Annotated in this window: 13 protein-coding genes; 10 read left to right on the forward strand and 3 right to left on the reverse strand. The window is 74.1% G+C overall.

Annotated features, from left to right (window positions below; genetic code table 11):
* Window positions 1–8: 8 nt before the first annotated feature.
* The 5 genes from IE251_RS36410 (at window position 9) to IE251_RS36430 (ending at window position 4,094) form a co-directional block, all read left to right on the forward strand.
* Window positions 9–887, forward strand: a complete 879-nt coding sequence (locus IE251_RS36410; RefSeq protein WP_189757215.1) for an SCO6745 family protein — start codon at window positions 9–11, stop codon at window positions 885–887.
* Window positions 888–1,044: 157 nt separating this feature from the next.
* Window positions 1,045–1,881 carry a fructosamine kinase family protein gene (locus IE251_RS36415; protein ID WP_189757256.1) on the forward strand — a complete coding sequence of 279 codons (837 nt, stop codon included), beginning with the start codon at window positions 1,045–1,047 and terminating at the stop codon, window positions 1,879–1,881.
* 97 nt (window positions 1,882–1,978) lie between these two features.
* Window positions 1,979–2,170 (forward strand): putative ATP-grasp-modified RiPP, encoded by a 192-nt coding sequence (tgmA, locus tag IE251_RS36420; RefSeq protein ID WP_020938095.1) that lies wholly within the window; start codon window positions 1,979–1,981, stop codon window positions 2,168–2,170.
* 17 nt (window positions 2,171–2,187) lie between these two features.
* Complete coding sequence (gene tgmB / locus IE251_RS36425; protein WP_189757216.1) at window positions 2,188–3,171, forward strand: ATP-grasp ribosomal peptide maturase; 984 nt, start codon at window positions 2,188–2,190, stop codon at window positions 3,169–3,171.
* 35 nt (window positions 3,172–3,206) lie between these two features.
* A complete protein-coding gene (locus IE251_RS36430) occupies window positions 3,207–4,094 on the forward strand; it encodes a Gfo/Idh/MocA family protein (protein ID WP_189757217.1) in 888 nt (295 codons plus the stop codon).
* Between the two features lie 11 nt (window positions 4,095–4,105).
* Here IE251_RS36430 and IE251_RS36435 read toward each other — a convergent pair whose 3' ends face one another.
* Window positions 4,106–5,008 (reverse strand): GNAT family N-acetyltransferase, encoded by a 903-nt coding sequence (locus tag IE251_RS36435; RefSeq protein ID WP_189757218.1) that lies wholly within the window; start codon window positions 5,006–5,008, stop codon window positions 4,106–4,108.
* 246 nt (window positions 5,009–5,254) lie between these two features.
* Between IE251_RS36435 and IE251_RS36440 the strand changes: the two genes are divergently transcribed.
* Window positions 5,255–6,388 (forward strand): PP2C family protein-serine/threonine phosphatase, encoded by a 1,134-nt coding sequence (locus IE251_RS36440; protein WP_189757219.1) that lies wholly within the window; start codon window positions 5,255–5,257, stop codon window positions 6,386–6,388.
* Window positions 6,389–6,488: 100 nt separating this feature from the next.
* The gene (locus IE251_RS36445; RefSeq protein WP_189757220.1) at window positions 6,489–7,721 is read left to right on the forward strand and encodes a cytochrome P450 family protein; all 1,233 of its coding nucleotides are present in this window, start codon (window positions 6,489–6,491) and stop codon (window positions 7,719–7,721) included.
* A 263-nt stretch (window positions 7,722–7,984) separates the two neighbouring features.
* Here IE251_RS36445 and IE251_RS36450 read toward each other — a convergent pair whose 3' ends face one another.
* Window positions 7,985–9,583, reverse strand: coding sequence for an MFS transporter (locus tag IE251_RS36450; protein ID WP_189757221.1), 1,599 nt, complete (start codon window positions 9,581–9,583; stop codon window positions 7,985–7,987).
* 175 nt (window positions 9,584–9,758) lie between these two features.
* Entirely contained in the window at window positions 9,759–10,232 is a 474-nt protein-coding gene (locus IE251_RS36455) for a MarR family winged helix-turn-helix transcriptional regulator (RefSeq protein ID WP_189757222.1), read from the reverse strand.
* A 167-nt stretch (window positions 10,233–10,399) separates the two neighbouring features.
* On the opposite strand from IE251_RS36455, the gene IE251_RS36460 reads away from it, so the two are divergent.
* The 3 genes from IE251_RS36460 to IE251_RS36470 all read left to right on the forward strand — a co-directional run bounded on the left by IE251_RS36460 (window position 10,400) and on the right by IE251_RS36470 (window position 13,274).
* The gene (locus tag IE251_RS36460) at window positions 10,400–11,020 is read left to right on the forward strand and encodes an L-threonylcarbamoyladenylate synthase (protein WP_189757223.1); all 621 of its coding nucleotides are present in this window, start codon (window positions 10,400–10,402) and stop codon (window positions 11,018–11,020) included.
* A 147-nt stretch (window positions 11,021–11,167) separates the two neighbouring features.
* Window positions 11,168–11,923: a dienelactone hydrolase family protein gene (locus IE251_RS36465; protein WP_189757224.1), complete on the forward strand. Its 756-nt coding sequence runs from the start codon at window positions 11,168–11,170 to the stop codon at window positions 11,921–11,923.
* A 151-nt stretch (window positions 11,924–12,074) separates the two neighbouring features.
* On the forward strand, window positions 12,075–13,274 hold the full coding sequence (locus IE251_RS36470; RefSeq protein WP_189757225.1) for a glycoside hydrolase family 64 protein: 1,200 nt from the start codon (window positions 12,075–12,077) through the stop codon (window positions 13,272–13,274).
* Window positions 13,275–13,282 lie beyond the last annotated feature (8 nt).

The raw sequence follows: 13,282 nt of genomic DNA on the forward strand, positions 1-13,282 counted from the left end.
AGGAAGCGGTGGCGGACGGAAGGGCGCGCGCCCTGTGGGAGCGGTACGAGCCGGTGCACGGCCTCGTGTACTTCGCGCCGGAGGCGCACCGGGCGGCGGACGCCCTCGGGCTGCCCGGGTTCTGGATGGGGTACTTCGCGCTGCGCGCCGCCCCGCTCGGCGCGGTGTCCCCGTCGGTGGTGACGAGCTGTTTCTACGTCTTCCACCCCTCCCGGGTGGCCCGGGCGCTGCCGGACGCCTGGGCGTACGCGGCTCCCGAGGAGGTGCTGGCGGCCCGCCTGGAGGCGATGGACGCGGCGATGTCCCATCTGTTCGGGGCGGAGGTCGTCGGCGGCGCCGCTTTCACCGAGGCCGCGGACCTCGCGTGGGAGGCCGCCGAGGCGGCGGACACCACGGGCAGGGTGCTGGGCGCCGCCAACCAGGCGCTCGCCCGTCCGAAGCGGCCCGCCGCCCGGCTGTGGCAGGCCCTGACGACCCTGCGCGAGCACCGGGGCGACTCCCATGTGGCGGTGCTGGTCGGCCTGGGGCTGGGCCCGGTGGAGGCCATGGTGCTCAAGGCGGCGGCCGGCGAGTCCGACGGGGACTTCCTGCGCGAGACACGGAAGTGGCCGCGGGAGGAGTGGGCGGCGGCCGAGGCGCGGCTGCGCGCGGACGACCGGCTCGCGGCGGACGGCTCGCTCACCCCCTCGGGCGCCGCCCTGCGCGCGGAGACCGAGGCGCTGACCGACGCGGCGGCCGAGCGGCCGTGGACCGTGCTGGGTGCCGAGCGGACCGAGCGGCTGGCCGCGCTGCTGGAGCCGATGGCCGGCGCGGTGGCGGAGTCGGGGCTGTTGCCGGCCGGGAATCCGGTGGGGGTGACCCGGGGGACGCAGCCCCTCGGGCGCTGAGGTCCGGCGGTCTCCGGCGGCGGCTCGGAGCCTTCGCCGCCGACCTCATCCGTTTGTCCGACATCAGTCGTATCAATGGTTGAACTGCCTGGCGAGGCACCCTTGTTGGGGGCCGTACCCTGGGGCCGTGGTCAACCGTGAAGAGGATCCAGGACAGGTGGCGTCCCGGCTCACCGGGCGCACCGCCACCGGGACCCGCCCGTCGTCCGGCTCGCCCGCCGAGGTGCTGCTGGACGACGGGACACCGGTGATGGTCAAGCGGGGCGACGGCCCCGGGGCGGTGCGCGCCGAGGTGGCGGGGCTGCGCTGGCTGGGCGCCGCGGGTGCCGTCCGGGTGCCGGCGGTGCTGGGGCACGACGAACACTGGATGGTGACCGAGCGGGTGCCGGCCGGCTCCCCCGGCCCCGGCGCGGCGCTGCGTTTCGGTCAGGACCTCGCCGCCCTGCACAAGGCGGGCGCGCCGCGCTTCGGGGCGGCGCCGCCCGGCGGGCCGGAGGACGCCTGGATCGGCCTGGCCCCCATGCGCAACGCGCCGGGCACCGACTGGCCGCTCTGGTACGCCGAGCACCGCGTGCTGCCCTATGTGCGCGAAGCGGTGGACCGCGGCACGCTCCGCCCGGCCGAGGCGAGCGTGTTCGAGCGGGCCTGCGCGCGGCTGCCGGAGGTGGCGGGTCCGGCCGAGCCGCCCGCCCGGCTGCACGGCGACCTGTGGAACGGCAATGTGCTGTGGGGCGCCGACGGCGAGGTCCGGCTCATCGACCCGGCCGCGCACGGCGGGCACCGGGAGACGGACCTGGCGATGCTCCACTTGTTCGGCTGCCCGCACCTGGACCGGGTGCTGGCCGGCTACCAGGAGGCGGCCCCCCTGGCCGACGGCTGGCGGGACCGGGTGCGTCTGCACCAGCTGTTCCCGCTGCTGGTGCACGCGGTGCTGTTCGGGCGCGGGTACGCCGAACAGGCCCTGACGGCGGCGCGGGAGACACTCGCGCGGTAGGAGTCCACGGCGCCCCGTGCCGTGGTCACGGAGAGTGAGGAAACCAATCACTCGTTCGATTCGTATAAGGACGTGAAAGCCTAATCAGGGAGAGACCATGCAACCGTTCACGCTCAACTACGCGCGCCCCGCTGTGCAGTTGGACGTCACCACGCCGTACGCGTACGACTCCGGGCTGCAACTGAACGTCCTCCCGGACGGGCGGATCGCCGCGACCGACCATGCGACGTTGCGAGCACTGGGGACCACGACCTCGACCGCCGGTTCCAAGACACACTTCGACGACTGAGCCGCGGATCCCCACAGATGACCGTACTCATCCTGACCAGTGAGGAAGACGTGACGGCGGACATGGTGGTCCTCCGGCTGGGCGAGGCCGGCGTGCCCGTCGTCCGGCTCGACCCCGCCGATCTGACCAACGGGGTGGCACTGTCGGGCGAGTACGTGCGGGGCGCTTGCCGGGGGCAGCTGTCCGTCGGCGGGCGTCTGGTGAGCATGGACGGTCTGCGCTCCGTCTGGGTGCGCAGACCGGGCACCCCGGCCGCCCGTGCCGCCGCGCCCTCCGCCTGGCTGACGGAGGAGTCGTCGCAGGCGCTGTACGGCATGCTGCGGTGCGGCGACGCCCGCTGGATGAACCATCCGGACGCCGCCCGCCGGGCCCGGCACAAGCCCTGGCAACTGGGCCTGGCCCAGCGCAGCGGCCTCGCGGTGCCGGCCACCCTGATCACGACGTTCCCGCAGGCGGCGCGGGAGTTCGCGGAACGCTTCCCGGATCTGGTGGTCAAGCCGGTCTCCGGGGCGCATCCGCAGGAGCCGCCCCGGTCCGTGCCGACCAGCCGGGTCGCGCCGGACACCGACTTCACCGCGGTGGCCTACGGTCCGACCCTGCTGCAACGGCGGATCGCCAAACGGGCCGACATCCGGCTCACCGTCGTCGGCGACACGCTGCTGGCCGCCCGCAAACCCGTCGACCCGGACGCCCATCCGGACGACGTGGACGTCCGGTTCGCCCCGTCGGTCTCCCCCTGGCAGCCCGCAAAGGTGCCACCGCGTGTCGCCGAGGGCGTGCTGCGTTACATGGCGGGCGCGGAACTGGCGTACGGCGCCTTCGACTTCGCGGAGGACGCGGACGGCGTCTGGTGGTTCCTGGAGTGCAACCAGTCCGGCCAGTTCGGCTTCGTGGAGATGGACACCGGCCAGCCGATCGCCGCCACCATCGCCAAGTGGCTCGCGGGGCAGGGATCCACGGGTGACGGGTGTGCGCGGGGCGAGCGCGGCGCACCCTCCTGAAGAGGCGGGGAACGGCTGTGAGAGGAGAACACGAGATGCGCATCGGACTGCTGGGGACGGGCCCGTGGGCGCGGGCGACGTACGCTCCCGCCCTCGCCGGACATCCCGGGCTCCGGTTCGCCGGGGTCTGGGGCCGCCGGGCGGAGGCGGCCACGGAGCTGGCGGAGCGGTACGGGGTCACCGCGTACGCCGACGTGGACGCGCTGCTGGCCGATGTGGACGCGGTGGCGGTGGCCCTGCCGCCGTCCGTGCAGGCCGAGTTGGCGGTGCGGGCGGCCCGCGCGGGCCGTCATCTGCTGCTGGACAAGCCGCTGGCGGTGTCGGCCGCCGGGGCACGGGCCGTGGTGGAGGCGGTGGAGCGGGCCGGGGTGGCGTCGGTGGTGTTCTTCACCGCGCGCTTCCAGAAGGAGCCGGAAGCCTGGGTGGGGGAACAGGCCGCCGTCGCGGGCTGGTTCACGGCACGGGCGCACTGGCTGGGCGCGGTGTTCACGGGCGACAGCCCGTTCGCGGCCTCGCCGTGGCGGCGGGAGAAGGGCGCGCTGTGGGACGTCGGCCCGCACGCCCTGTCGGTGCTGCTGCCGGTGCTCGGCGACGTACGGCAGGTCGCGGCGGCGGCGCCCGGTCCCGGGGACACCGTCCACCTGGTGCTCGACCACGCCACCGGCGCGTCCAGCTCCCTCACGCTGAGCCTGACGGCCCCGCCGGCGGCGGCCGGGGCCGAGGTGGAGCTGCGGGGCGAGGCGGGCGTGTCGGTCATGCCCGGCAGTTCGGAGGGAGCGGTCACCGCGCTCGCCCGTGCCGCCGACGCGCTGGTGCGGGCCGCCGGCACGGGCCGCCCGCACCCCTGCGATGCCGCGTTCGGCCTCCGGGTCACCGAGATCCTGGCCACGGCCGAGGCCCGGCTCACGGCCGCCGGGCGGTAGGCGGCCGCTCTCTACCGGGCGCCGGGCGTGGTCCAGTAGTTGACGCGTTCGCGTACGACGGGGTAGCCGGCCGCGGTGAAGTGCGCGGCCATCGGGAGGTTGCCCTGGTCGGTGGCGGCGGCGATGAACCGGGCGCCCTGTCCGGCCAGGAAGTGGGTGCAGTCGGCGAGCAGGTCGTAGGCGTAGCCGTGGCCGCGCTGTTCCGGCACCACTCCGATGAAGCCGACGCAGGGTCCGGAGGGGTTGCGGGCCGGGATGTGGATGCCGACCGGCTCGCCCGCCGGGGTGCGGGCGATCCGCCACCAGTCGCGGGGCGAGGGGAACCAGTGGAAGACGTCCAGCTCCTCCTGGGCCGCCCGGTCCACGCCGTCCCGCTCGACGGCCCGGCGGGCATGGGCGTCGAGGGTGCCGCGGTGGATGCGGCGCAGCAGGTCGTAGAAGACGGTGTCGTCCGGTTCGGCGGTGAACACGAGCCGTCCGGGCCGTTCGGGCAGGCCCCGCTCGGGGGTCCAGCGGTAGACGAAGCGTTCCACCAAGGGGGCGTAGCCGGCCCGGCGCGCGGCGGCGGCGCGGATGTCGGCCGCCGCCCGCAGGCGCGGGTCGTCCCGCCAGCCGGCGGGCAGGTCGAGTTCGAGCTCGGGGGTCCGCCAGGGCGCCGACCGCAGCAGTGCGGCGCCCGCCTCCTGCTCGCCCTCGGCGACGTCGAACCAGTTGATCACCAGGGGCTCGGGGTCCTCCGGCCGGGCCCACCAGGCGGCGCGGGCCACGGTGCGGCCGTCGCGCAGGGCGACGCGCTGCCAGTCGGGGCGGTAGCGGGTGCGGCGGTGCCGGTCGCCCAGGGCGAGCGGGTCGGGCATGGTGTGGAACAGGTGCGCGCTGCTGTCGTCGAGCGCGCGGATGACCAGGCCGGTCATGGATTCCTCCGGGATGCGTGGGATGGGCGACGCTCCCGGCCGGATCAGCGGATCCTCGGAATTCAGACGTGACACGCCCGGGACACGGGGAGGGGGGAGCGCCGACTGCTGCTGTCCTGCATGACACTCGCCTCCTTCTTCCGTCCGGCTCGGGCGTGGCGGGCCAAGGCTAGGCGGGCGGCCGGGCGGCCGTCCACCGGTTTTCCGCGCGGGCGCCCGGAGCCGGCGGCGGCGTAGCTTGGGGATGTGGGATCGGTGGGCGGCCGGTGGCCGCGCGGGAACCGGGAGGAGCGCGGCTGGCTGCGCGGCGCGCCACCGCCGTGGTGGGTCCGTGTGCTGCCCGTCCTGCTGCTCGCCGCCGTCGGCTCGGCGACGCTGATCACGCCCCACGCGCGCGACCTCGGCTTTCTGCTGGGGGCCATCCCGCCGCTGGCGGTCCTGTCGTACGGCCCGCTGACCACCGGGGTCCTCGGCGTGGGCGTGGTCGTGGTGCTCACCCTGCCGGTCACGCATCTGGACCGCCCCGGCGACACCGATCTGCTGACCGTCGTGTTCGTGGCCGCGCTGAGCGTGTTCGTCTCCTATGTGCGCAGCCGCCGGGACGCCCAGCTGGACACCGAGCGGGCGATCGGCGAGGCGGTGCAGCGGGCCGTGCTGCCGCCGCTGCCGGACCGGGTCGGGCGGGTCGGGTGCGCGGCCCACTACCGGGCGGCGCAGGACGGGACGCTGGTGGGCGGGGACTTCTTCGACGTACGCGCGGGGCCGTACGGGGTGCGGGCGGTGCTGGGCGACGTACAGGGGCACGGGCTGACGGCGGTGGCCACGGTGGTGTCGCTGCTGGGGGCGTTCCGGGAGGCCGCGCTGGACCAGCCGGACCTGGAGTCGGTGGCGGCGCGGCTGGACCGCCGGCTGGCGGTGGACTCGGCGGACGTGGGGCACGCGGAGCTGTTCGCGACGGCCCTGCTGCTGGAGTTCACCGACGGCGCGGCCGTACGAGTGATCGCCTGCGGGCATCCGCCGCCCGTGCTGGTGCGCCCGGGAGCGGCGCGGGAGGTGGGCGTCGTGCCCGCACCGCCGCTGGGCATCGGGCTGGTCGGCGTCGACCCGCCGAAGGAGGTCACCGTGCCGCTCCGTCCGGGTGACCGGCTGTTCCTGGCCTCCGACGGCGTGTGGGAGGCCCGGGACGCCGCCGGCGTCTTCTACCCGCTGCCCGAGCGGCTGACCGCCCTGGCCGGCACCCCGTCCGCCGAGCTGCCCGGCGCGGTGTGGGCGGACCTGGTACGGCGCCGCTACCGCGTCCGCGACGACGCGACCATGCTGGTGCTCACGCCGGGGGCCACCGGGGCGCGGGGGGCCGGTGGGGAGCCGAACTCGGCCTGATTCCTGGCCTGATGACACCGAAGCGGTGTGCACGCGGCCGGTGACGCGGTGTACTGGACCGGGACCGCCCCAGGCAAGGCCGACCAGTCTGGAGACCGTCGTGACCGTCACCGACCGTATCGCCCTCGACCCCTTCGGCTCCGACATCGCCGCGGAGAGCGCCCGGCTGCGCGCCCTCGGGCCCGTCGTGCCGGTGGAGCTGCCCGGCGGCATCCCCGCCTGGGCCCCCACCGGCTACGACACCCTCAAAACCCTCATCCTCGACCCCCGGGTCAGCAAGGACGCCCGCCGGCACTGGCGGCTGTGGCCGGAGCTGGACCGGCATCCGTCCTGGGGCTGGATGGCCAACTGGGTGGGCGTGGTCAACATGCTGACCACCTACGGCACCGACCACGCCCGGCTGCGCAGGCTGGTGGCGCCGAGCTTCACCCACCGGCGTACCGAGGCGATGCGGCCCCGGGTGGCCGCGCTGACGGCCGATCTGCTGGACGCGCTCGAGGCCGCGGGCGCCGACGGCGGCGTGGTCGACCTGCGCGACGCGCTCGCGCAGCCCCTGCCGATGCGGATGATCTCCGATCTCCTCGGCGTGCCCGAGGAGTTGCGTCCGGAGGCGGCGCGTCTCATCTCCGACTTCATGGACACCTCCGACCAGAGCCCCGAGTTCGCGGCCTCCGTACACGAGCGCGTCGGCTCGGTGCTCGGCGCGCTGATCGCGTACCGGCGGGCCCACCCGGGCGACGACATCACCACGGAGCTGATCCGGGTACGGGACGAGGACGGCGACCGGCTCTCGGACGAGGAGCTACTGCACACGCTGCTGCTGGTGGTCGGCGCCGGGTTCGAGACCACCGTCAATCTCATCGGCAACGCGGTGGTCGCCCTGCTGACCGACCCGCGGCAGCTGGCCGCGGTGCGCGCCGGGGAGATCGGCTGGGGCGCGGTGGTCGACGAGACGCTGCGGGTGCATCCGTCCGTCTCCGCGCTGCCGTTGCGGTTCGCGGTGGAGGAGCTGACGGTCGCGGGCGTGACGATTCCGGCCGGGGACGCGATCATCACGACGTACGCCGCGTCGGGCCTGGATCCGGCGCACTACGGCGCGGACGCGGCCGTCTTCGACGCGGCGCGGGGGGCCGAGGACCATCTGGCGTTCGGCATCGGCGTGCACCGCTGTATCGGGGCGCCGCTGGCCCGGCTGGAGGCGCTCACCGCGCTGCCCGCCCTGTTCTCCCGCTTCCCCGCCCTGCGCCTGGCCCGCCCGGCCGGCGAACTGCGCCACGTGCCGTCGTGCATCTCCCACGGCTGGCAGGAGATCCCGGTGCGGCTGGGGGGTTGAGGCGCGGCGGAGCCGTCGAGTCCCTCGGACGGGGGCCCGCGAGTCCGGCGGTCTCTTCGGCTCCGCTCGGCCAAGTCCGCCTGCCCGTACGGCGGGTGGCGCCGGACACGGCTCCGCCGGCGGCCCGGGGGGACGGGAGCCGCCGGCGGAGACGCCGCGCCCGGGGTGGGGGGATCCCCGGGCGACCTACGGCTCGGATGCCCCGGTTCGCGGGATGTACGCAGTCGAATTCCGGCCGATCCGAAAAACTTCCGGCGTCCCTGTCACCCCTCCTCGGCCCCGGTCCGCGTCCCGCCCCGCATCCCCGCCGCCGCGAGGGCCGCGCCCAGCAGGCAGAGGGCGCCGGTGACCACCGCGGAGGCGTGCACGCCGTTCATGAACGCCCGGCCGCTGCCTTCGACGACCGCCGCGCGGAGGGTGTCCGGCATGTCCGGGGAGACGGGGGCGACACCCATGGCCACCGCGTCCTTCGCCTCGGCCAGCTTCCCGGCCAGGCCGCCCGGCACGCCGGCGCCGGTCAGTTCGGTGCGCAGGGTGGAGCCGACGCGGGCGCTGATGACGGAGACCAGCACCGACGTGCCGAGGGCGCCGCCGATCTGCAGCGTGGTGGCCTGGAGGCCGCCGGCCACGCCGCCGTCCCGCACGGGGGCGTTGCCCACGATCGCGTCCGACGAGGCGGACAGCACCATGCCGACGCCGAGCCCGAGCGCGATGAACGGCGGCCACATGGTGGCGTACGAGGAGTCGCCGGACCAGGTGAGCAGGGTGAAGCAGGCCGCGGCCTGGAGCAGCATGCCGAGCGGCATGCAGAAGCGGGCGCCGAACCGCGCGGTCAGGGCGGCGCCGAGCGGGGAGGCGACGAGCGAGGCCAGGCTCAACGGCAGGGTCCGCACGCCCGCCTGAACGGGCGTCAGCCCCCGCACGTTCTGCAGATAGAGCATGACGAAGAAGATCACGCCCAGCATGACGAAGAAGTTGAGCGCGGTGATGACCGCGCCGACGGTCAGGGCGCGGCTGCGGAAGAGCCGCATCGGCAGCAGCGGGTGCTGGACGCGGGTCTCGTGCCGGCCGAAGAGGAGGAGCAGGAGCAGGCCGGCGCCGATCGCGGCCCAGGTGCCGGCGGACGTCCAGCCCCAGGTCTCGCCCTTGACGACGCCGAAGACGACGCTCAGCAGGCCGAGCGCGAGCAGCACGACACCGGTGACGTCGAAGCGGTCGTGCCCGGTGGCGTTCTTCGACTGCGGCAGCACGAACGCGCTGAAGGCGCAGGCGAGTACGCCGATGGGCAGGTTGATGTAGAAGACCGACTCCCAGCTGACGTGCTCCACCAGCAGACCGCCGACGATGGGGCCCAGCGCGGTGGACACGGCCGAGACCATAGCCCAGATGCCGACGGCCATGCCGAACCTGCGGGGCGGGAACACGGCCCGCAGCAGGCCGAGGGTGTTGGGCATCAGCAGCCCGCCGAAGACTCCCTGGAGCGCGCGGAAGGCGACGACGCCCGTGATGGAGCCGGACAGGCCGATGGCGACGGAGGACAGCGTGAATCCGGCGACACCGGCGAGGTAGAAGGTGCGCCGGCCGAACCGGTCGCCGAGCTTGCCGCCGAGGATCAGGGTGGCGGCCAGGGCCAGCAGATAGGCGTTGGTGACCCACTGCAACTGGGCGGTGGACGCGTGCAGTTCGCGGCCGATCTCGGGGTTGGCGATCGCGACCACGGATCCGTCGAGCTGGACCATGAACAGGCCGAACGCGACGGCGCACAGGGTGAGCCAGGGGTTGGCACGCCGCCGGGCGGCGGCGGTGGCCGGCGCCGCGGGAGCGGCGGGCACGGCGGAGGGATCCACGGGAGTGGACGGCATGGCTGGGCCTCGTCTGATACGGGGGCGGAAATGGGATACGGAAGGGGTGGAGCCGACGCCGGAGCGCGCACACGCCCACAGGCGTCCCGGGCGGCGAGGCGCGGGGGACGCGGGGCGCGCGAAAGCGCGCACGCACGGGTGTGCGTACGGACCCAGGGGTGTGCGGACGTACCGCTCAGTGCGCGGCGGAGCGCAGTCCGTGCGTCAGGGACACGAGCGCGCCGAGGGCGGAGCCGAGCGCGCCGAGCTCGCCGTCGGTCAGCGCGCGCAGGGCTCCGGTGAGATGACCGACCTGGAGGGCGTGCGCCTCGGCCACGCGCCGCCGGGCGACCGGCGTGAGGCGCAGCCGTACGACCCGCTTGTCCGCGCTGTCCTGCCCGCGCTCCAGCAGACCCTGCTCGGTGAGCTGGGAGACCAGCGCGCTGACGTTGTTGGGCTTCATGAGCAGGGCCTCGGCGGCCTCACGCACCGTGGCGCCCTCGTTCTCGGCGACGTGCCGCAGCAGGTTGAGGTGTCCCTCGGGCGGCTTGGGGTGGGGGAAGTCGCGGGCGACGCGCCGGTCCAGGGCCCGGTACAGCGCGGGCAGGGCGTCGGCGAGCGCCGAGGCGACGCCGGCGACGTCCCGCTGGGGTGCGCTGGATCCGGACATGCCCCCGAGAATAGGTATGGAAACATACCTATGTCAAACAGGTATGTGTTCATAGGTATCTCCGCAGGCTTCCGCACCGGCCGCCCCAGCCTGGTGGCGAGGGACGCGGGGGGCGGATGGCCGCCCCTGAGGCGCGTGCGGTGTCCGGGACGGCATAAGCTCGACGGGTGGCGAAGTACTTCGACGTGCACCCCGACAACCCGCAGCCGCGCAGCATCGCCCAGATCGCCGACGCGGTCCGCTCGGAAGCGCTCATCGCGTATCCGACCGACTCCTGTTACGCGCTGGGCTGCCGGCTGGGCAGCCGGGACGGCATGGACCGGATCCGTGCCATCCGCCGGCTGGACGACCGGCACCACTTCACGCTGATGTGCCGGGACTTCGCGCAGCTCGGCCAGTTCGTCCGGGTGGACAACGACGTCTTCCGGGCGGTGAAGGCGTCCACCCCCGGCAGCTACACCTTCATCCTCCCGGCCACCCGCGAGGTGCCGCGCAAGCTGCTGCACCCGCGGAAGAAGACCGTGGGCGTGCGCATCCCGGACCACGTGGTCACCCAGGCGCTGCTGGCGGAGCTGGGCGAGCCGCTGCTGTCCAGCACGCTGCTGCTGCCGGACGAGGCGGAGCCGCTGACCCAGGGCTGGGAGATCAAGGACCGGCTGGACCACGCGGTGGACGCGGTGGTCGACTCGGGCGAGTGCGGCACCGAGCCGACGACGGTGGTCGACTTCTCCGGCGGCGAGGCGGAGATCGTCCGTCGGGGCGCGGGTGACACCAGCCGCTTCGAGTGAGCGCCGGGCACGGACCCCGCACGCCGTTCACCACACCCGGCGCCGGTCGGCGCGTCGCCGATCTTGCGTGACAGCATGGTCGTAGCCATGGCGCCGGGAGCCGATCGCCGCCCGCCGCCCGTTGTCCCGAGGGAGGGCCTGTCCACCATGACCGATGTCCAGCGAGACGATGTCGACATCCCGACCGAGGACGGCGTCGCCGACGCCTACCTCGTCCGCCCCGCCGACGGCCGCCCCCATCCGGGCGTGCTGTTCTACCAGGACGCCTACGGCCTGCGACCGCATCTGAAGTCGATGGCCGACCGGCTGGCCGCGGCCGGCTACACCGTGCTGCTGCCGAACGTGTTCTACCGGCTCGGCCGGGCACCGGTCGTGGACCTGCCCGAGTTCATCGACCCGGGCTCCGACCCGACCATCTGGGAGCGGCTCGGCCCGATGCTGGCCGGCCTGACGCCGGACCTGGTCAAGCGGGACGCGGGCGCCTATCTGCGCTGGCTGGCCGACAGCCCGCTGGTGGCGGACGGCCCGGTCGCGCTGACCGGCTACTGCATGGGGTCCCGGCTCGCGCTGTGGACGGCGGGCGCCCACCCGGACCGGGTCGCGGCGGCGGCCGGTTTCCACGGCGGGGGCCTGGCCACGGACGACCCGGACAGCCCGCACCTGGAGGCCCCGCGGATCACCGCCGAGCTGTACTTCGGGCACGCCGACGAGGACGGGTCGCTGCCCCCGGCGCAGATCGCGCGCTTCGAGGAGGCGCTGACCGCCGCCGGTGTGCGCCACACCTGCGAGGTCTACACCGGCGCCCATCACGGCTACACCCAGGCGGACACCCCCGCCTACCACCGGGAGGCCGACGAGCGGCACTGGGCGGCCCTGCTGGACCTGCTCAAGCGCACGTTCTGACGGGGTGGCCCGGCGTCCGCCGAAGGGTGGGCGCCCGGGCCGATCCGGTCCCGGACATTGACATGGACTCGTCGTGGCTGGAATCTGAGAGCGCTCTCAGAACTGGTACGGACCATATCCGTACGACCCCGACCCCACACGGAGGTGGAGAGTGCCGCACACACTCACCCGGGGCGCGCTGCCCCTGGCCGCCGCGACGGCGCTGCTCGGCGGACTGCTCGCGCTCGGCTCCCCCGGCCGCGCCGACGCGGCCGTCCCCGACACCATCCCCCTGAAGATCACCAACAACTCGGGCCGTTCCGAACCGGTCTACGTCTACGACCTCGGCACCCAGCTGTCCTCGGGACGGCAGGGCTGGGCCGACGCGGACGGCGTCTTCCACGCCTGGCCGGCCGGCGGCAACCCGCCGACTCCCGCGCCGGACGCGGCGATACCCGGACCGGCCGCCGGCCAGTCCAAGACGATCCGCATCCCGAAGTTCTCCGGCCGGATCTACTTCTCCTACGGCCGCAAGCTGGACTTCCGGCTGACCACCGGCGGACTGGTCCAGCCGGCCGTGCAGAACCCGTCCGACCCCAACCGCGACATCCTCTTCAACTGGTCGGAGTACACGCTCAACGACGCCGGGCTGTGGCTCAACAGCACCCAGGTGGACATGTTCTCGGCGCCGTACGCCGTCGGGGTGCAGCGCGCCGACGGCGGGGTGTCCACCACCGGGCACCTCAAGTCCGGTGGCTACAGCGGCTTCTTCGCCGCGCTGCGCGCCCAGCCGGGCGGCTGGGGGAACCTCGTCCAGACCCGCTCCGACGGCACGGTGCTGCGCGCGCTGTCCCCGCTGTACGGGGTGGAGACCGGGGCGCTGCCGGCGAACGTGATGGACGACTACGTGAACCGGGTCTGGCAGAAGTACACGACGTCGACGCTGACCGTCACACCGTTCGCGGACCAGCCGAACACCAAGTACTACGGCCGGGTCTCGGGCAACTTCATGAACTTCACCAACTCGGCCGGCACGGTCGTCACCAGCTTCCAGAAGCCCGACGCGTCCAGCGTCTTCGGCTGCCACAAGCTGCTGGACGCGCCCAACGACAACGTGCGCGGGCCCATCTCCCGTACGCTGTGCGCCGGTTTCAACCGGTCCACGCTGCTGGTCAACCCCAGTCAGCCGGATGCCACGACGGCCGACTTCTACCGGGACGCGGTGACCAACCAGTACGCGCGCGCGATCCACGCGCAGATGGCCGACGGCAAGGCCTACGCGTTCGCCTTCGACGACGTCGGCCACCAGGAGTCGCTGGTGCACGACGGCAGCCCGCAGCAGGCGTACCTCACGCTGGACCCGCTCACCTGACACGGCGC

Origin of the sequence: Streptomyces eurythermus (assembly GCF_014649115.1) — a bacterium.
Taxonomy (GTDB): domain Bacteria; phylum Actinomycetota; class Actinomycetes; order Streptomycetales; family Streptomycetaceae; genus Streptomyces; species Streptomyces eurythermus.